Below are 20,377 nucleotides of genomic sequence, written 5' to 3'. Positions count from 1 at the left end.
TTGGCCAATTGTAGGCCAAACTGTTTTATTTTTTCTCTTCTTTAATTTTAATATTTGCTTGTTTATAAAAAGCTATTTTTTCTGCATTGTAAGATTTTGTAAATTCGTTAAACTTGTCTTTTTCTGATTCAATATCCTTATAAGATTGATTTACTACTTTTACTTTTTCACTAATATCTTTTAATTTTGTACCTTTATCTTGTAACATTGTATATAATTCTTTTTCTTGTTTTAACGATTTATTATAGCTATCATACATTTTGTTAAATGAATCTTGTCGTTTCTCATATGTGCTTTTCACTTTATCCGCTTGATCTTTCAATTTCTTATCTTCAATTTTCTTCACATATTTATCTGCTGATTTTACTTCTTCTTGTGCCTTACTTAAAGATTCTTTTTCTTTTTTAAGCACTTTGTCTCGTTCATCTGTATTTTTCACTGCTTGGTTCAATTTTTCCTTAACAGTTTGATTATTATCTTTTCCTTCTTGAACAATCTGGTTATATAATTCTTGTCCCTCTTTTTCTAAAGTTTCAAGTTTCTTTGCATCTTCAAACATTGTTTTTTCTTGCTTTGCAGCATTTTCAAATGCAACATATAATTCCTCTTCTGGTTTCGGTCCGAAACAACCGACTAATAAAGTCATTGATAATGCAGTTACAATTGCTAATTTACTATATTTCAACATCTTCTTCCTCCTACTTATATACGATCATCGTGTAAAAAGCTATGAAAATTATATATCCTTCTATAAACTCCATACTCGCACCTTTTCTACGAAAATCATTGATATTGTTTATAATGCTTGTACAAATTGTATTACTTAAAATTACATTTTACTTTTTTGAACCAATTAGCAGTTTCATATCCATCTTTTACTTAGCACTTTTTAAAGCCTGTTCATACTATGTATTACATAAAAGTACAACGGAATTCATCACAGCCATAATAATTTGAAGAACAACAGTAATAATAATTCACCTGATAAAAGATGATCGTTGTTCTCTCACGTTTATCATTCTATCATTCCCTTTCCGGCTTTCTATCAAATAATCTATTTGTTCATTTTACACAGTATAAATGCTATCTTGCAACAACTTACAATTATTCTTGTCATTCCCTAAAAAGGAAAAGTGTAGAGCATGCTTCCCTCTACACTTTTAAAATGAAACACATTGTGCAAAATGCATTGACACATCCATCATAATTATATGCTTATTCCATATATTTTTAAAGACTTTTATTACAATAAAAGTTCTTTTTGTAATAAAAGTCAAAAAAATGTTACATTAAAAACTTCTTCATATCATATTTCTTTAAATCAAAGTTTCACTCATTTTCTTACAAATCCCTATGCTGGTACAATTGATTTTGTGCCTTTCTTAACAATTCTTCAAAAGTTTTTCCTTCTATTGGATAACTAGCAGCTCCAAATAATAGCGTCATACTTAACAAACCATTTTCTATTTCACTTTCAATATTTTTCATTAATCGGTTTGTTATTGTCGACTTTTCATGTCCGTTATCAATCGCCACAATAACATACTTATTTTCATCCCACCTAGTAACGACATCTCCTTTACGAATTGTCTTTACAAGAGTACTCTCCAATTTTTGTACTAACACCTCCAATTTTTTTTCTTGCACTGTTTCTTTTAGTTCTTTCCATTCTTTCACAGAAAGAATGTACACTGTAATATTATGAGAATCCCGTTCTGATAAAGCAGCTACTTTCTCAAAGAAATCAACTACAAAATCATTACTTGCCATTCCCCCTACTTCCGTATCCATACGCCCACTCGCTCTTTTATCATACCAATGTCCAAAATAATAGCTGAGTATCATTTGCAATATATAAATAATAAAGACGGTATAAAATGATCGCGAATCCAGTTTTGTAATTACATCCTGAAGCGCAATCCATTCTGTAACTGCCACTGTATTCCCAAGTAATAACCCACTAATTTTCCCTTTATGTTTCATACTTCTCCTCCTTTCCATACCAATATATGCTTCTATAACAATTATGTTTTTCTACAAAATAAAAAATGTACATATTGAGTGTACATTTCCGCTTAAGCTTGTCTACCATTTCTATTCTATTTCATATATATACTATATATCGTTTTAGAAAGAGGTGACTTATATGCTACAAAAAGAGAATCTATCAGATATTATACGTTTACTAGCAGGTTTTCTATTATCATTAAAATTACTGTTTAATTCTTTCGGAGTGAACTTTATTACAAACGATCAAATTGATGCTATTGTAAATGTTGCTTCCTTTCTTTTCATTTTATATTTTGGTTATAAAAATAATTATGTAGGAAAAAAAGGAATCGAGCAAAAAAAAGTACTCAAAAAACACAACCTTCATTAAAAAAGGAACCTTTCTTACAGGTTCCTTTTTATCATTGCCGCACAACAACTTCATTTGTTTGCAGTGGGCCATATGATACTCCTTTATATTGAAATGTATATGTAGCCTGAAATAATGCGTTTTTGATTGCTTTATCTTTATTTGCTTTTATTTTACAAATTAGTTCTACTTTCTCATTCGGTAATAAATTATCAATTCGCCACCTTACAAGCTGGAACAAAAACTCGCTCATCCCCTTATCAGCCTTTAATGAATTTGGGATATATGCAAAATAATCTCGAATCATATGACTTACTACAACTCGTGAAATCATTTCCATTCCTTTATTTTCTACTTCAATTCGAATAATAAGTATGTCATTTACATCATAGGTCAGTTCATATGAAAATTTTTCTTTATACATACTACGCATTTGCAATGTAACTGCTACATTAGGACATTCGTTTTCCTTTTTTGAGCCATCAATCCATAACACCGGTTGTAGCGGTATTGAACACCTACCTTGATCTGAAATTCGTTTCCATACTTTCATAATAATATTCACCCCATTTCAGATGCATCATATCCATACGACCTTATTCTGCCTCTCCACACCATATTAATAAAGCTTGTTACAAACGATATATAGTTATTACTCTTCCTTTTATCCTATTCGACAATATAAAGAAAAAACCATTTTTCCTCTGTTAACAGAAGGTATTCTTACTGAAATATTTTTTTACAATTTCCTTCATTGACTTTACAACAATACTAAGTATTACTCACTCTTTCGCTGTCCATACAACAGAATATTTTGACGGAAGAAAAAATTTGCCTTTTAGTCAAATTTGACTATAATATTCTTTATGGCTTTGTCAGTGCACTTGTTTAAATTAATTTGAAAGAACTATACTTTAAATTTTTATGTGTTGCACTCAAAACTTCATATAGTTTACTTATTATTAAAGGAGGGTTATATTTGGAATCTCAATTATCAAAAAAAGACTCCAACAATACAAAATTTGTTGTTGCTGGTTTACTACTTGGTATTTTAATGGCAGCAATGGATAATACAATCGTTGCAACAGCAATGGCAACAATTGTTGGAGACCTAGGAGGATTTGACAAGTTCGTTTGGGTCACGTCTGCATATATGGTAGCAACAATGGCAGGGATGCCTATCTTCGGAAAACTTTCTGATATGTACGGACGGAAACGCTTTTATATTGGTGGTCTCATTCTTTTCTTATTCGGTTCTGCACTTTGCGGGACAGCATCTAGTATTGAGCAACTAAGTATTTATAGAGCAATTCAAGGGATCGGTGGCGGTGCTCTTATGCCTATCGCTTTCACGATTATGTACGATATATTCCCACCAGAAAAGCGCGGAAAAATGACAGGGCTATTCGGTGCGGTTTTCGGGACATCTAGTGTATTTGGCCCTTTATTAGGTGCTTATATTACAGACTATATAAGTTGGCATTGGGTCTTCTATATTAATATTCCATTAGGACTTATCTCCTTCTTCTTCATTACTAAATACTACAGTGAATCTCTAGAATTTAGAAAACAAAAAATTGATTGGGCCGGCGCTATTACACTTGTTATTAGTATCGTTTGCTTAATGTTCGCCTTAGAACTTGGTGGTAAAGAATACGCATGGAATTCCACTGTAATTATCGGTTTATTTACAACAGTTGTTATTATGCTTATTATTTTCTTCTTCGTAGAACGAAAAGCAACTGAACCTATCATTTCTTTCCATCTATTTAAAAAACCTTTATTCGCAGCTAGCCAAGGAGTTGCCTTTTTCTATGGTGCCGCTTTTATTATCTGTACAGTTTATATCCCAATCTTCGTTCAAGGTGTTCTCGGTGGTTCAGCCTCCAATGCTGGATTAATTTTAACACCTATGATGGTTGGCTCTGTAATTGGAAGTCAAACTGGTGGACAGTTAGCTTCTCGAACAAGTTATCGTAACATCATGATGGTATCTGGTGTTTTCTTCGTAATTGGTATTTATTCACTAAGCACTTTAACAATGGATACACCTCGTCTACTTGTAACGCTATTTATGGTTCTCACTGGACTTGGAGTTGGTTTCTCATTCTCAGTTTTAAGTATGTCTTCTATCCACAAGTTAGAAATGCGAGACCGTGGTTCTGCTACATCAACAAACTCATTCTTCCGTTCACTCGGTATGACTCTTGGTGTAACGATTTTCGGTACAATTCAAAACCATATTTTTACTACTAAATTAAACACTGTGTTCCCTCCTGAACTAGCTAAATTAGCTCCAAAAGGCGGAGACACAAGTTTCTTATTATCACAAGGTGCTACCGAGAAGCTTCCAGCTGAAATATTAACTGGTATTAAAGATGCTCTCGCTACCTCTATTGCCAGTACATTCTTCTGGGCGCTTATCCCGGCTGTACTAAGTATTATTTGTATTTTACTTATGGGAAATGAACGCCTCTTTACAGGTCCAAAAACGAAACAAAAACAAAAGCAAGTAAGTTAATATAGAGAAAAGAAACGGCATATCCCTTTATGAAAACGGATATGCCGTTTATAATATGTATAAAGTTTTTATTTATAGGAGTTGAGACAGCATGAGCATGAAATTAGTCATTCTCGGCTTGCTACTCGAAGGAGATAAACATCCATATGAAGTGCAGCACATCATGAAAGAACGACAAATGGATTGTTATATTAAATATGCAAAAGGATCACTTTACTACGCCTTCGAGCAATTAGAAAAGCAGGGTGCAATTCGTGTTACCACGATTGTACGAGATACGAATAGACCCGATAAAACAATCTTTCATATAACAGAAGCAGGTAAACGGTTATTTCACACGTTACTATTAAAACAATTCGAGGCAAAAAATCAAATATATAAACCAATTTATTCAGCACTCTCTTTCGCTCATTTTGGCGATGATCAAGAGTTAATTCCTATTTTAGAAAAAAAGAAAAATGATACCGTTCAATATTTACATAAAATGCAAACTATTTATGATTGTAGCAAAGGACAAATTCCACGTGCACAACTATATATTTTACAAAGCGTTATTGAACATATTACAGTTGAATTGCAATGGTTAAACACCCTGCTTACAGATGCAGTTGCAGGGCGACTGTCAGAAATTGATATAGATACAAATTAAACTTATAAAGAAGAAACTGTAAAAAGACAATAAAGTTATTTAATATTAAAACCTAAAACAAGTATCCCCCGTTCTAATTTAGGACGGGGGATACTTGTCTAGGTTTTGATATTACATGAACCGATTGTTAAATAACATAACTGACATCTTATCTCTGTACAGGTACACAATTCTTTATAAGTTTAATCGCACTTTATTTCAATTACTGCTACCTCTCTTCAACTCCATAAAAATCAGAAGAATCCGAATAATAAAAATAAAAAACTTTAGAATTTTCTTATTTTAAAACAGTAGACAAAATTCCAAAAATTGTGTTAGAATTTGTTTCAATATCATATCGCTTGTTAACTTCCTTTCAAAAGGAAAATAGGTACACGAAAATTTCGTTTCGTGTTTAAAAGGGAAGCTTGGTGAAACTCCAACACGGTCCCGCCACTGTAAATGCTGAGATTTCTTTTCTATGCCACTGTGAAAACGGGAAGGTAAAAGAGATTATATGAAGCATAAGTCAGGAGACCTGCCTGTTTTAACAACACTGATAGATTCACGGATGATGATGAGGTGTTAAAACAAAAAGGAAGGCTTATTTTCTATGCCTTTATGCTTTTTGTTATAGGTATTTCCTAGTAAACGGAAATGCTTACTTTCAATTAGGGAGGAATTTAAAATGGCAATTCAAACAAGTAACTTAGGTTATCCACGTATCGGACTACAACGAGAGTGGAAAAAGACATTAGAAGCTTTTTGGTCCAATAAAATCAATGAAGAACAATTTTTAACAAAGATGAAAGAAATTCGCCTTCAACACGTAAAAGTACAGCAAGAAAAAGGGATTGAACTCATTCCAATTGGCGACTTTACATATTATGATCACGTTTTGGATACTGCTTATATGCTAGGATTTATCCCATCACGTTTTTCTGAGTTTACATCTTACCTTGATGTATATTTCGCAATGGCGCGTGGCTCTAAAGATCACGTAGCTTCCGAAATGACAAAATGGTTTAATACAAACTATCATTATATCGTTCCTGAATATGAAGAGGGATTACAAATCTCTTTAAAAGATAATCGTCCACTTCGCTTATACGAAGAGGCAAAACAAGAATTAGGAGTAGATGGAAAACCTGTTATTTTAGGACCATATACTTTCTTAAAATTAGCTAAAGGCTATACACAAGAGCAATTTACTACGATTTTAAAACAGTTAGTTGCACCTTACGTACAACTGCTTTCAGAACTACATGCAGCTGGTGCACAAGTCATTCAAGTTGATGAACCGATTTTTGCTTCTTTAACGAAAGAAGAAGTTCAACAAGCAAAAGAAATTTATGAAGCTATTCGTAAAGAAGTTCCAAATGCGAATCTTCTTTTACAAACATATTTTGATAGTGTAGAAGAAAACTATGAAGAAATTATTACATTCCCTGTATCCGGTATTGGATTAGATTTCGTTCATGGTAAAGAAGGTAATCTACATGCTATTTCAAAATATGGATTCCCAGCTGATAAAACTTTAGCTGTTGGTTGTATAGATGGCCGTAACATTTGGAGAGCTGACCTTGATGAAGTTCTTACGTTATTTACAACGTTACAAAAACAAGTCCAAACGAAAGATTTCATCGTTCAGCCTTCTTGTAGCTTATTGCATACACCAATCGATAAAACAGAAGAAACTCACTTATCGACTGAGCTATTCGATGCGTTAGCATTTGCAAATCAAAAATTAGAAGAGTTAGTTCTCATTCATTCTGCTCTCACTCAAGGTACAGAAAGTATTAGTAATGAGCTGGAAACATATCGAAATGCACATCATACAATTCGTTCATCTGCTGTACGTAACCGTGAAGATGTCAAAGCAGCACGAACAGCACTAAAAGAAGAAGATTTTTCACGTCCTCTTCCATTTGAAAAACGATACGAATTACAACAAGTTGCCCTGGAGTTACCTTTATTACCAACTACGACTATTGGTAGCTTCCCGCAAACAACTGAAGTTCGTCAAACGCGAAAAGAATGGCGTAACGGTGTTATTTCAAATGAACAATATGAACAATTTATTGAAAAAGAGACAGAAAAATGGATTCGTTACCAAGAAGAAATTGGTCTTGATGTCCTTGTACATGGTGAATTCGAAAGAACTGACATGGTCGAATATTTTGGTGAGCGCCTTGCTGGTTTCTCATTCACTAAAAACGGTTGGGTACAATCATACGGTTCTCGCTGCGTAAAACCACCTGTTATTTATGGTGATGTTGCCTTTATTAACGGAATGACTATTAAGGAAACTGTTTATGCACAAAGCTTAACAGAGAAAGTTGTAAAAGGAATGTTAACTGGACCTGTTACGATTTTAAATTGGTCCTTCGTTCGAAATGACATTCCAAGAAAAGAAGTTTCGTATCAAATTGCATTAGCTCTTCGTCACGAAATTGAACTACTTGAATCTTCCGGAATTCGAGTAATCCAAGTCGATGAGCCAGCACTTCGTGAAGGAATGCCACTAAAAGAAAAAGATTGGGACGCTTATATTACATGGGCAGTACAATCCTTCCTTTTAGCAACTTCTTCTGTAGCAAATGAAACACAAATTCATACGCATATGTGTTACAGTAATTTCGAAGATATTGTTGACGCGATTCGCGCATTAGATGCAGATGTGATTTCTATCGAAACATCAAGAAGTCACGGAGAATTTATTGATACATTAAAACATACAACATATGAAAAAGGCATCGGTCTAGGTGTATATGATATTCATAGTCCACGTGTACCAAGTAAAGATGAAATGTATAAAATCGTGGAACAATCTTTAGAAGTATGCGATCCTAAATATTTCTGGATTAATCCTGATTGTGGTTTAAAAACGAGAAGAACGGAAGAAGTTATCCCGGCTTTAGAACACATGGTGCAAGCAGCAAAAGATGCACGTTCCCTACTAAAAACAAACGCATAACGAAAATGGGTTATCCTTTTTAAGGATAACCCATTTTTTATTCTTTACTTTCAAAAAAGAATTCGTATTGTATTTTATATAATTCATCATCCGTTGGTTCTTCAAGAGGAGTTGCCTGTAATACAACTGTATACTCACCATTCGGAATAGGGATTTGAAATTTTTTTGAAAGAATACTTGTTACAACGATACATTCATTTTTAACTGTAAAAGGAACTGTAACCGTTCTAATCACTTCTTCTTTCTCAATATGCTTCCCGCAAGTCACTTTTACTTCACAAGTATAATCAGAGAGTGCTTCAAAAATAACAGTTCCATCCGCCTTCGCATAACCTCTTTCAAAATCTTCATCCGTCCAGTCAACGTAAGGCTGATCACCGTCATAGTTCATCAACATTAATTGCAAATACGAAATTGTTAACTCCATAGGTCCCTTCTCCTTCATTATGAAATATACAACTACTACTTTACGTCAAATTTCACACGTGTACCATCTGGGTATTTATCTAACTTATTTCCTACCCAAGACCCTGCCCCGCGATTATCGGCTGGACTTATATATTCAATATGTGCTCCTTTTCCGCCTTCTTTACACATCGCCATTGGCCATTCATCACGATCATACCCTTTTTTTGATGGGTATGGAGCTAACGATAATTTTCTTCTATCCGCAGCGCCACCACGGTCGATTGTACAAACTTCTGAATGCCCTTCTTTTATAGCATCCGTAATATGTTTCCCTGTCTCTGGATATCGCTCTCTCGGAAATTCTAGAACTTGATCATACGCATTCGTTTTTTTGATACTTGTTTCTTCTGGAACAAGTACTTCATACACCGCTACTAGAATAGAAAGAATTGCAATAATTGAAATGATAATACCTTTTAATTGCTTCATGTATACCTCCATGATTCTACCAGTTTCTTTTCCTCCGTTATTATAACAAACTTCTCCTGTATATGTTTTCAGACATTATTTTAGCTCTTCTTCGCCATTCCGCCAAAAAACTCTCATTTTCCTTCATCTTTTCACTAATGCTGTAGAAAACTAATAACCTTCCGACATTCTTTTTCAAAGGAAGTCCTCATAAAAGATTGAAATGATATATACGATACTTTTTGGGGAGGAAATATTATGGAAGCTACCTATAAAACGAAAGATGTCACGAATAAAACAGGCATCCCAAAACATATAGTTCGCAAATATAGTCAACTGTTAGAGGATCATGGTTATATCATTTCCAAAACAGCTGATGCTCGTATTTATAAACTGGATGATTTAAAACTATTGAAATCTATACATGAAAGAGCTGCTACACTGCAAGAAGATATTTCAGAAACGATACCTATTATTTTAAAAGAAAAAGAGGCCCCGCCTGTACCAGTTATACAAGATACGCAAGAAATACAACCGAAAGAAAAAGAAGATGGGCGTAACTTTGAGGAGTTCATGTTAAAACTTGAAATGCTCGCTCAATTAAATGAAGCAATTATTCATCAAAATTCTACCCTTATTACCCAAAATCGTTTAAAAGATGAAAAGCTAGATGAATTGATGCAACAAGTTTATGTAAAAGAAGGTTCTCAAGAAAAAATGCTACAAGAGTTAGTGGATCATGCCGCTCAAACAGATGCCCTGCAAAAAGAAAAGATGGACTTATTAATGAATCATATGTATAAACGCGAATCTAAGCAAGAGGAAAAAATGAATAAACTCGTAAATCAAATTTATAATAAAGACAGCAATCGGGATGCACAACTTATGCAAGTGATTCGCGAAATTCAAGAAACAAAAAGAATGGTTGCTGCTTCAAAAGAGCAAGGATTCTTGCAATCATTTAAAAGTTTATTTAGCCGAGCAAAACAAGAAAAAACAAATGAATAAACAATATAAAATAAAAAGTTACCTTTCATCGGTAACTTTTATTCCTTATTTTTTACAGCTGGCAATATAATAATCGCTTCAGTTCCTTTCCCACTTTCGCTTTTATATTCCAGCGTACCATTATGTGCTTGTAAAATACTAAATGTTACCATAAGCCCTAATCCTGTCCCTTTTTCTTTTAAAGAATAATATGGTTGTCCCAGCCTTGCTAACTGTTCTGTCGTCATTCCAACACCACTATCTTTAACTCTTATTACAATTGTTTCATCTTTTTGCATAGCCGTTACTTTTAAATATCCTTTATTTCCTTGGATTGCTTCAATACCATTTTTAACAACATTCATAATAGCTTGCTTCAATTTCGTCTTATCACCGATCGTATAAAGACTTTCAGAAATCTCAACTTGCAAATATACACCTTGCATCGCTGCAAATGATGACATAAGAGTTGTCATTTCTATTAATTGAGCGGATAAGCAAATGTGTTCTTTTTTCTCAATTTGTGGCCTTGCTAAATTCAAATAATCTGAAATAATTTGTTCTGCCCGATCCAATTCGGCTAATACGAGACGCATATAATCCTTATTTTTTACATCTTCCGTACTTTCTAACAATTGAATAAAACCACGAACAACAGTGAGTGGATTTCGAACCTCATGTGCAACACTTGCTGCCAACTCACTTACAATATTAAGCTTTTCTGACTTTTGCATCTCTGTACGTAATATTGCATTTTCATTTAAATATTCTGTTAAGTACACTTGAAATACCATAGTCATAACCATAATAAGCGAAGCAAATATATATCCGCTATATAGGTGCGAAATATGTGGTGTAAACCCCGTTTCTAACAGAACTTTAATCATGCCAATCACTAAAGAAACAAGTACGTATAGTGATGAAATCATAAATGCTAAAATTAGCTTCTTATCCCTTGAAAATAGAGACCATTTCTTTGATAAAAATAATGGAACTATTAATAGAAATATTACTTCTATGACTGGAAGAAGGCTCATTCCCTTTAGCGCCCATTCATATGCAACAAAAATAACGGCCGGGATTAAACCAACAATCCCACCATATAAAAAGCCACTAACAATCGGGATTGGGTGAAAGTTATACCCACAAATGTCACCAAAACAAATAGAGTATGTCATGGAGAGAACGAGTGTAATGCTGGATAAAAACATAATAAAGTAGCGGTTCGGCTTCGGAGGCATTTCTTGATAACGATTTAAACGAATCGCTTCATATAAAAATAGTGGCAAAATAATGATGGCAATTTGGATCATTAAATCACGGATCAGCTCCATAGCCTCTCATCCCCTATATGTATTTTGATATGATTATATCATTTTACGGGTTTATTTGTTTTAAAATTTTGATTTTTCTTAACATATTTGTTAATTCTTTGTTAACAACACATAATAATTGTTACAGATTTTCGAAATGACTGTAAACCCTGTACCAAATTTCTGCCAGGCAGTATACAATGAATACGGATTACAAAGAAAATAAAAAATACTTCATGAGACGGACAACTATAGCAAAATACAGCATATAATCCATACTATCTATGTTTACAAATAAGTGATCATTATTTTAGTAGGAGGAAGATAAATATGGCGGGTACTACGCTTGTTTTAAAAGAAGAAAATTTGGTCGTTCTAGAAAATGTTGAAAAATCAGTATATGAAGAGTTACAGCATAAAACCGGAGAAGAAAATTGCACATGTGCTGTGAATGAATCAGTTGTTCACCTTGGCAAAGTATCCTCTGTACTTTGGAATGAAGATGAAATAGATTGGGAGTACGGATATTAAAAAGTCGCTTACAGCGGCTTTTTTTCTATTATCCCTCTCTTTCTACATAACATATACGCAAGCGAAATCATAGAAAATATGTTAAAATGAACTTAATTTTCAAACGGAAGAAAGGGAGATACAATGGAACAATTCATTAACCCGAGAGTGAAGGACATCCAAATTTCTGGAATCCGTCAATTCTCTAACATGATTCAAAACTATGATAATCTTATCTCTTTAACAATTGGACAACCCGATTTCCCTACGCCTTCTCTCGTAAAAGAAGCGGCAAAACGGGCTATTACAGAAAATTATACAAGCTATACACATAACGCCGGTTTACTAGAATTACGCAAGGCAGCTTGTAACTTTGTAAAAGATAACTACGATTTACAGTATTTACCTGAAAACGAAACCATCGTTACAATCGGTGCCAGTGAAGCAATTGATATTGCATTCCGAACGATTTTAGAGCCAGGAACAGAAGTTATTTTACCTGCCCCTATTTATCCAGGATACGAACCAATTATTCGATTATGCGGTGCTACACCTATTTTTATCGATGTTCGTGAAACTGGCTTCCGTTTAACAGCCGAAGCGCTAGAAAATGCTATTACAGAAAAAACAAGATGCGTCGTACTGCCGTATCCTTCTAATCCAACTGGTGTAACTTTATCAAAAGAAGAATTACAGGATATTGTAACTGTTTTAAAAGATAAAAATATTTTCGTCCTTTCTGATGAAATTTATAGCGAACTTGTATATGAACAAAAGCATACATCTATCGCTCATTTCCCAGAAATGCGTGAAAAGACTATCGTCATTAACGGTTTATCAAAATCTCATTCTATGACTGGCTGGCGTATCGGGCTATTATTCGCACCAAGCTATTTAGCAGGACATATACTAAAAGTTCATCAATACAACGTAACGTGTGCTACTTCAATCGCTCAATATGCTGCAATTGAAGCATTAACAGCTGCTAAAGATGCACCAAAAATGATGCGTCATCAATACAAAAAACGTCGTGATTACGTATATAATAGACTCATTCAAATGGGCTTAACAGTTGAAAAGCCAACAGGTGCATTTTACTTATTCCCATATGTTGGTCATTTAACATCTTCATCATTTGATTTTGCACTTGACCTTGTCAAAGAAGCTGGACTAGCTGTCGTTCCTGGAACTGCATTTTCTGAATATGGTGAAGGCTATCTTCGCTTGTCCTATGCGTATAGTATTGAAACTTTAAAAGAAGGCTGTGATCGATTAGAGGCCTTTCTACAACAAAAAGCTAAGAGTTAAACTCTTAGCTTTTTTATGCATAATGATCGCAAGTTTGGCGCTTTAGTAATTTATGAGGAATAATAATACACTTTGCAGTAGACTCCGCATTCTCTACTTTATCCACTAAAGCTTTTGCTGCCTCATATCCTAGTTGATAAATATTCACATCAACTGTCGAAAGGGGCGGGCTCGCAATTTCTGATAATAAAGCATTGTTAAAGCTTATAATGGAAACATCCTTTGGTACAACGAATCCTTTTTTAGAAAGAGCACTTAACACACCAAGTCCAATTAAATCATCCGTTGCCACAATTGCTGTCGGTGGTTGCTGTAGTCCCATTAACTCCTCAACGGCTTGTTGACCGCTTTCCCTCGAAAAATCAAAATGTAAAATATACTCTTTTGGTAATACAATGTCCGCTAATTTTAAAGCATCACTCATACCAGCCAAACGATCTCTCGTTACAAGTAAATCTGATCCACCGCCGATGAACGCGATTTGTTTATGACCTAATGAAATCAAATATTCTGCTACTTCTCTTGCAGCTGTATAATTATCATTATCTACATATGTAATTTCATCTTTTCGATCATACGGTTTCCCGATTAAAACAAACGGGAAATTTTGTTTATGCAAATATTGAATAATCCGATCATTCTCTCTTGAATATAAAAGAATAATGCCACCAATTTGGCGCCCCTGTACCATCTTTACAACACCATTAAAAATTTCATCTTCCGTTTCACCTGTCGACATATAAAGCGCATACCCTTCCACATGTGCAAATGAACTAATTCCTCTTATAACTTCTGGGAAAAACGGATTTTGAAAAGCTTTACTTGCAGAACTTGGCATAACAAGACCAAGTGTTTTTGTTGTTTGGTTAGCTAGATTTCTTGCGTTTAAATTTGGATGATACCCTAGTTCACTCATTACTTTCCGAACACGACGCTTTGTTTTTTCACTTATACTTGGATTATCAGCAATTACACGAGAAACGGTAGATGGTGCTACATTTGCCTTCTTCGCCACATCTTTAATTGTAACTGTCATAAAAATCCCCCTCCTCTCACTTCTCTGCCATTTTGTTATATATTTTAATCTTGCACCCGTTGCAAGTAATAGGAGAAGTCATAAACTTTCATTGATTCTATCTTGTAATACCTATCATATTCTCCCTCTCCATGTATTGTAAGGGATATAGCTCTTTTTTCCTATACTATAATATACTATTTATTTCACTTCTTTGCATATGTGATGTCAAATCTCTTTTCATCTCCCTATAAAATTTTTTATAGGGAGATGAAAAGAAAAATGGGACGTAACGTCCCATTTTTCATCCTTTCGTACCTCCAGCAGTTAAACCAGAGATAAAGTATTTTTGTAGTGATAGGAATAAAATTGAAATCGGGATTGCAATCAATACTGAACCCGCTGCGAACGTTGTAAATTCATTACCAAATTTCTTCGCTACCATTTCATATAACCCAACTGCTAACGTATAATTTTCTGGTGTGCGCAAAATAACACTCGCTAAAATGAAATCTGTAAATGGACCAATGAAAGTGAATAATGCCACAACCGCTACGATTGGCTTTGCAAGTGGCATAATGATTTGCCAAAAAATACGGAAATGTCCTGCCCCATCCATACGAGCTGACTCATCCAATTCTTTCGGAATCGTATCAAAATATCCTTTCATAAGCCATGTATTCATTGGAATTGCCCCGCCTACATAAATTAAAATTAATGCAAGGTGCGTATCGATTAACCCTGTTAACTGTGCTAATACGTATAGAGCGATTAGCGCCGCAAAGTTCGGAATCATTTGCAGAATTAAAAACGTTAATAAACCATTTTTCCTTCCAACAAAACGGTATCTCGAAAATGCATAAGCAGTAAAACTAATTGCTAACACTGAGAAAATCATCGTTATAACACTTACTTTTAACGTGTTTTTATACCATAGTAAATAATTACTATTCTCTAAATCTAATAACTTACGATAATGATCTAACGTTGCATTTTGCGGAATAATACTTGATCCAGATAAACTATCACCTGGATTGAACGATGAGCCAATAATCCATAATAATGGATAGAAAATGATGGCACACATTACGAAAATAACGAGATAACTTAATGAGAGACGTAACATCTTTTGTCTTTTAATATTCATTTACATCATATCCTCTTCTTGGAATGATTTTGTTCTCTTAAATTGCCATAACGCAACTGTAATAACGATTAACGATAAGATCATTGTAAGAGCTGCCGCTTTCCCGTACTGCGCCGAAGTCATCGTTAACTTATAAATCCATGAAATTAAAATATCTGTTCCACCTGCGTCTTGTCCAGCTACAGCAGGACCTCCGCCGTTAAATAGATAGATGATACTAAAGTTATTAAAGTTAAACGTATATTGCGTAATTAATATTGGTGCTGTTGCATATAGAACAAGTGGCAATGTAATTTTACGAAACTGTTGCCAAGCTGTAGCTCCATCTACTGTAGCAGCTTCATATAATTCTCCTGGAATCGATTGCAATATACCTGTCGTCATTGCAAAGACGAACGGGAATCCAAGCCACGTTTGAATCATAATTAAAGCAATCTTCGCCCAAAATGGATCTGTCATCCAAGCAATCTTTTCGATTCCAAATAAAGCTAATACTTGATTGTTAATTGCTCCAAATGTTTCATTAAACATACCAGAGAAAACAAGAATAGATACGAATGCTGGAACCGCCCACGGTAAAATGAAGATTGTTCGAATAATTGCCTTCCCTTTAATACCAGGCTGATTCACGATAATCGCTAAGAAAATACCAAGCGCTACTTGTAATGTCGTTGCTACGAATGTCCAAATGACAGTCCAAGAAAATACACTTAAAAATGTCTCTCTCCACATCGGTAATGTAAAGATATCAATAAAGTTTTTAAACCCAACCCAATCTACTAATTTAGCTGGAGGAGAATGATATAAATCATAGTTTGTAAATCCAATTAAAATTACGAAGATGATTGGAAATACAACTACAAAGATAAGTAATAGAAAACCTGGTGAAACCATTAAATATGGAAAACCTTGATCTAGTAAATTACGGTATTGCTCTTTTACAGAGTTTAAAGGTGTTCCTATATCACGTTTCTTCCCGTTTTGGTATGCATCATATAAATTAAATGCATATATTCCGAGTCCAAACACGATGACGATGAGTGCCAAGATTCCTTCTACTAATAGAAAGACAGAATGGTCACGTGGAACTTCTGTACCAAGCGTTACAATTCCCCATAATCCCATATTTAATAAATCAGCAAAGGCTACAATAAATGAGCCTGTTAATACTAGAAAAATAAGACCTTTTACAAATTGCTTATTATACATTTGGCCCACGCCTGGAATGATTGATAACATGGTTGCCATTTTCCTATGTTTTGAACCGTTTAAGCCGTTTGCTGGTTCCATAGATGTTTGCATGTTCCTTCCCCCTTTTTTCTGGGAGAGAATTCGTGCCCCTCATATGAGAGGCACGAATTTCACCTTATTTTTTCTTACTATGATTTGCCTCAATATTACCTTTAATTTGCTTCACTGCATTGTCAAGTGCTGCTTTTGGTGCCTCTTTTTCCGTAACAACTAATTGAAGCGCATCTCCAGCTGGTTTCCATACTTCTTGCATTTCTGGAATGTTCGGCATTGGAATTCCATTTTCAGATTGTGTTGCAACTGCTTTTGCAGCTTCATTATCTTTAATAATTGGATCTTCCATTACTGCTTTTACTGGAGGAATTTCTTTTGTTTTCTCAAATCGAATTTTTGCGTTCTCTTCATTTGTTACCCATTCAGTGAACTTTGTAGCTAAATCATTTTGTTTAGAGAAACTTGTTACATGCCATCCTTTAACCCCAACAAATGTTTTCATTGGTTGACCGTTTGGTAATTTCGGCATTGGAGCAACACCATAATCAATTCCGTTCTTTTCCATTGCTTGGAACGCCCATGGGCCGTTCATGATAGATGCTGCTTTTCCTTCGTTAAATAGTCCATCAGCAGCAGGTCCACCAGATTCACCGATAATACCTTTCGGGAATAACTTTTCTTTGTACCATTTTTGAAGGTATTCCGCACCTTGTACTGCTCCGCTATTATTTAATCCAACATCACTTGCATTTGGCTTTCCATCTTTTTCACCAAACACATAACCACCCATACCTGCCATGAATGCATTAGCAAAGTAGAAGTTATCTCCTAGTGTTAAAAATCCGTACTTGCCATCCTTCGTAAATTCTTTTGAGAAGTTAAACAGCTCGTCCATCGTTTCCGGTGCTTTTGGCATTAATTTTTTATTGTAAATAAAGACTGGTGTCTCAATTGCTTTTGGTAAACCATATAATTTTCCGTTATATGTCTGCGCTGCTATTGATGAGTCAGTAAATTTACTCTTTACAGCATCATCAGCTTTCACTTCAGAAAGTAAGCCTTCTGTTACTGCGTTTCCGATTTGATCATGTGGCAATGTTACAACATCTGGTCCCGTCCCCGCTGGTCCATCAAGACGTAACTTCTTCACTTGATCTGTCATTTGCATTTCAACAACTTTTACTTTTACTTTATATTTTTCCTCAAAGCTTTTCACTGCTGGTTCTAAACCAACACCTTTTTTATCATCTTCCCAAACGAGAAGATCGTAATCTTTCTTTACTTTACTTTCTTCTTTTTTCCCTGAATCTTTCGGTCCACATGCAGATAACATACCAATTGATAATGCTGAAACCGTTAATAATGATAATGCTTTCTTCATCCCAAAAACCTCCCTAAATTGTATATGTACCTTACTAATTGAAAACGTTTGCATTTAATAGTTTAATAGAAGCGCAAACAATATCCTAATCTATGAAAACGTTTGCGCTATTTGTCTATCATTATACATTCTTTTATTCATTTTGCAAATATTAATTTTAAAATATTATTACTACACTCCTTATACATTGACTTTATATGAAATGAATACTACTCTTATAAGCAATATTAAAGCTATACAAAAAGCAATCGTTTGCAACATATACTTTATTATTATACTTAAGGGAACAATATGCATGGAGATATTAAAGGGGGATTTTCTATATGCTTAAAGAAGCTATTTATCATAGGCCAAAAGATAATTACGCATACGCTTACGATGAAAAAACGATTCACATCCGAATACGTACTAAAAGAGAAGATGTTCAAAGTGCCACTCTTATTTACGGTGATCCTTATGACTGGAAAGATGGGAAATGGATTACATCAAATACACCGATGAAAAAAACTGGTTCTACCGCATTGTTTGATTATTGGTCCATTTCTATCGAACCAAAATTTAAGCGCTTACGTTATGGATTCGAATTAAAAAATGATACAGAAACGCTTATTTATGCAGAGCGGGGATTTTTTTCCAGTATTCCAAATGATGACGTTGGTAACTTTTTCTGTTTGCCATTTATTCATGCAAATGATGTATTCAAAGCACCTTCTTGGATTAAAGACACCGTTTGGTATCAAATTTTCCCAGAACGGTTCGCTAATGGAGATCGTGCACTAAATCCAGAAAACACTCTTCCTTGGGGAAGCGCTGAGCCAACTCCAACTAATTTTTTCGGCGGAGATTTTGCTGGTATTATTCAAAACCTCGATTACCTTGTTAAGCTTGGAATTTCGGGAATATACTTCACGCCTATTTTCAAAGCACATTCCAACCATAAATATGACACAATTGACTACATGGAAATCGACCCACAATTCGGGACGAAAGAAACGTTCAAAGAACTCGTTCAAGCATGTCATACACACGGTATAAAAGTAATGCTCGATGCCGTGTTTAATCATAGTGGATACTTTTTCGATAAATTCCAAGACGTACTAGAAAACGGCGAGAAGTCTGCTTATAAAGAGTGGTTCCATATTCATGAATTTCCAATTATAACTGAGCCACTTCCGAATTATGATACTTTCGCGTTTACACCGTATATGCCTAAATTAAATACAGCACACCCAGATGTAAAAGAATACTTACTTGAAGTTGGGCGTTATTGGGTAAGAGAATTTAATATAGACGGTTGGCGCCTTGATGTAGCAAATGAAGTCGACCACAGCTTTTGGAGAGAATTCCGAAGCGAGATAAAAGCATTAAATCCTGAAGTATATATTTTAGGAGAAATTTGGCACGATGCACTTCCATGGCTACAAGGAAATCAATTTGATGCTGTAATGAGCTATCCTGTTACAAATGCTCTACTGTCTTACTTTGCCAACGATTCCATTAAAGCAAATGAATTTATGAAACAAATTACAGAATCTCTCCATTCCTACTCTATGAATGTAAATGAATCAGCGTTTCATTTATTAGACAGCCATGATACACCAAGAATATTGACAACATGTAACGGAGATAAAAATAAGTTACAGTTACTTTATGTATTCCATCTTTCTTTCATCGGCTCTCCTTGCATTTATTATGGAGACGAAATTGGTATGGACGGCGGTATGGATCCAGCTTGTCGCAAATGTATGATTTGGGATACGAAAGAACAAGATCATCTATTATTTACACATATACAAACATTAATTTCATTACGAAAGCAATATAAAGCATTTGGAGGACATGGTACTTTCCAATTCATCGAAGCAAATGATGAACATAATTATATTTCTTATACGAAAACATATGAAGATGAAACTATCTTTTTCGTTTTAAATCCGACTAATAGGGAAGTTACTACTTCACTCCCTCTCCATGTTAATGGAAAGAAAATCATTAACATTTATACAAACGAAGAATTTTCAGCAGAAGCAAGTGTATTACAAGTTACACTTCCTCCATATGGATTCTCAATCTTAAAATGGTAATAAAAAATCCTTATGCCAAGGTATGG

18 protein-coding genes and 1 riboswitch are annotated in these 20,377 nt (G+C 34.5%); of the genes, 8 read left to right on the top strand and 10 right to left on the bottom strand.

Annotated elements, in window-relative coordinates; translation table 11 throughout:
* Positions 1-25 precede the first annotated feature (25 nt).
* Together MKO96_RS10890 and MKO96_RS10885 are read right to left on the bottom strand one after the other, a co-directional pair.
* Positions 26-688: a YkyA family protein gene (locus tag MKO96_RS10890; RefSeq protein ID WP_240587485.1), complete on the bottom strand. Its 663-nt coding sequence runs from the start codon at positions 686-688 to the stop codon at positions 26-28.
* A gap of 653 nt (positions 689-1,341) precedes the next feature.
* Positions 1,342-1,983 (bottom strand): diguanylate cyclase domain-containing protein, encoded by a 642-nt coding sequence (locus MKO96_RS10885; RefSeq protein ID WP_240587484.1) that lies wholly within the window; start codon positions 1,981-1,983, stop codon positions 1,342-1,344.
* A gap of 163 nt (positions 1,984-2,146) precedes the next feature.
* On the opposite strand from MKO96_RS10885, the gene MKO96_RS10880 reads away from it, so the two are divergent.
* Positions 2,147-2,380, top strand: a complete 234-nt coding sequence (locus tag MKO96_RS10880) for an SPP1 phage holin family protein (protein ID WP_000939452.1) — start codon at positions 2,147-2,149, stop codon at positions 2,378-2,380.
* A 31-nt stretch (positions 2,381-2,411) separates the two neighbouring features.
* On the opposite strand, the gene MKO96_RS10875 is transcribed toward MKO96_RS10880, so the two are convergent.
* On the bottom strand, positions 2,412-2,912 hold the full coding sequence (locus MKO96_RS10875; protein WP_240587483.1) for a hypothetical protein: 501 nt from the start codon (positions 2,910-2,912) through the stop codon (positions 2,412-2,414).
* A gap of 426 nt (positions 2,913-3,338) precedes the next feature.
* Between MKO96_RS10875 and MKO96_RS10870 the strand changes: the two genes are divergently transcribed.
* The 3 genes from MKO96_RS10870 to metE all read left to right on the top strand — a co-directional run bounded on the left by MKO96_RS10870 (position 3,339) and on the right by metE (position 8,485).
* Complete coding sequence (locus tag MKO96_RS10870) at positions 3,339-4,880, top strand: MDR family MFS transporter (protein ID WP_240587482.1); 1,542 nt, start codon at positions 3,339-3,341, stop codon at positions 4,878-4,880.
* Between the two features lie 91 nt (positions 4,881-4,971).
* On the top strand, positions 4,972-5,529 hold the full coding sequence (locus tag MKO96_RS10865) for a PadR family transcriptional regulator (RefSeq protein WP_240587481.1): 558 nt from the start codon (positions 4,972-4,974) through the stop codon (positions 5,527-5,529).
* Between the two features lie 351 nt (positions 5,530-5,880).
* A riboswitch (cobalamin riboswitch) is annotated at positions 5,881-6,068 on the top strand.
* 128 nt (positions 6,069-6,196) lie between these two features.
* Entirely contained in the window at positions 6,197-8,485 is a 2,289-nt protein-coding gene (metE, locus tag MKO96_RS10860) for a 5-methyltetrahydropteroyltriglutamate--homocysteine S-methyltransferase (RefSeq protein ID WP_240587480.1), read from the top strand.
* 37 nt (positions 8,486-8,522) lie between these two features.
* Here metE and comJ read toward each other — a convergent pair whose 3' ends face one another.
* Both comJ and nucA read right to left on the bottom strand, forming a co-directional pair.
* Positions 8,523-8,912 carry a competence protein ComJ gene (gene comJ / locus MKO96_RS10855; RefSeq protein WP_240587479.1) on the bottom strand — a complete coding sequence of 130 codons (390 nt, stop codon included), beginning with the start codon at positions 8,910-8,912 and terminating at the stop codon, positions 8,523-8,525.
* A gap of 35 nt (positions 8,913-8,947) precedes the next feature.
* Complete coding sequence (gene nucA, locus MKO96_RS10850) at positions 8,948-9,382, bottom strand: DNA-entry nuclease (protein ID WP_240587478.1); 435 nt, start codon at positions 9,380-9,382, stop codon at positions 8,948-8,950.
* A 237-nt stretch (positions 9,383-9,619) separates the two neighbouring features.
* Between nucA and MKO96_RS10845 the strand changes: the two genes are divergently transcribed.
* Positions 9,620-10,369, top strand: coding sequence for a DUF3967 domain-containing protein (locus MKO96_RS10845; RefSeq protein WP_000388458.1), 750 nt, complete (start codon positions 9,620-9,622; stop codon positions 10,367-10,369).
* Positions 10,370-10,407: 38 nt separating this feature from the next.
* Here the strand turns inward: MKO96_RS10845 and kinB are convergent, their stop codons facing one another.
* Positions 10,408-11,682, bottom strand: a complete 1,275-nt coding sequence (gene kinB / locus MKO96_RS10840; RefSeq protein ID WP_087981743.1) for a sporulation sensor histidine kinase KinB — start codon at positions 11,680-11,682, stop codon at positions 10,408-10,410.
* Positions 11,683-11,991: 309 nt separating this feature from the next.
* On the opposite strand from kinB, the gene MKO96_RS10835 reads away from it, so the two are divergent.
* Positions 11,992-12,192 (top strand): hypothetical protein, encoded by a 201-nt coding sequence (locus MKO96_RS10835; RefSeq protein WP_000929285.1) that lies wholly within the window; start codon positions 11,992-11,994, stop codon positions 12,190-12,192.
* A 123-nt stretch (positions 12,193-12,315) separates the two neighbouring features.
* The gene (locus tag MKO96_RS10830) at positions 12,316-13,479 is read left to right on the top strand and encodes an aminotransferase A (RefSeq protein ID WP_087981744.1); all 1,164 of its coding nucleotides are present in this window, start codon (positions 12,316-12,318) and stop codon (positions 13,477-13,479) included.
* Between the two features lie 13 nt (positions 13,480-13,492).
* On the opposite strand, the gene malR is transcribed toward MKO96_RS10830, so the two are convergent.
* The 4 genes from malR to MKO96_RS10810 form a co-directional block, all read right to left on the bottom strand.
* Complete coding sequence (gene malR / locus MKO96_RS10825) at positions 13,493-14,515, bottom strand: maltose operon transcriptional repressor MalR (protein WP_000219036.1); 1,023 nt, start codon at positions 14,513-14,515, stop codon at positions 13,493-13,495.
* Between the two features lie 283 nt (positions 14,516-14,798).
* Positions 14,799-15,641, bottom strand: a complete 843-nt coding sequence (malD, locus tag MKO96_RS10820; RefSeq protein WP_001022607.1) for a maltosaccharide ABC transporter permease MalD — start codon at positions 15,639-15,641, stop codon at positions 14,799-14,801.
* Positions 15,642-16,943: a maltosaccharide ABC transporter permease MalC gene (gene malC / locus MKO96_RS10815; protein ID WP_001194989.1), complete on the bottom strand. Its 1,302-nt coding sequence runs from the start codon at positions 16,941-16,943 to the stop codon at positions 15,642-15,644.
* Between the two features lie 64 nt (positions 16,944-17,007).
* Entirely contained in the window at positions 17,008-18,267 is a 1,260-nt protein-coding gene (locus tag MKO96_RS10810; protein ID WP_240587477.1) for an extracellular solute-binding protein, read from the bottom strand.
* A 323-nt stretch (positions 18,268-18,590) separates the two neighbouring features.
* Between MKO96_RS10810 and MKO96_RS10805 the strand changes: the two genes are divergently transcribed.
* Positions 18,591-20,351 carry an alpha-glycosidase gene (locus MKO96_RS10805; RefSeq protein ID WP_240587476.1) on the top strand — a complete coding sequence of 587 codons (1,761 nt, stop codon included), beginning with the start codon at positions 18,591-18,593 and terminating at the stop codon, positions 20,349-20,351.
* Positions 20,352-20,377: the final 26 nt, after the last annotated feature.

The sequence above is a fragment of the Bacillus sp. ES1-5 genome (assembly GCF_022487605.1).
GTDB classification, from domain to species: Bacteria; Bacillota; Bacilli; order Bacillales; family Bacillaceae_G; genus Bacillus_A; species Bacillus_A wiedmannii.
Note: the sequence above shows the minus strand (reverse complement) of the source record. Positions and strands in the feature narration are given on the sequence as shown.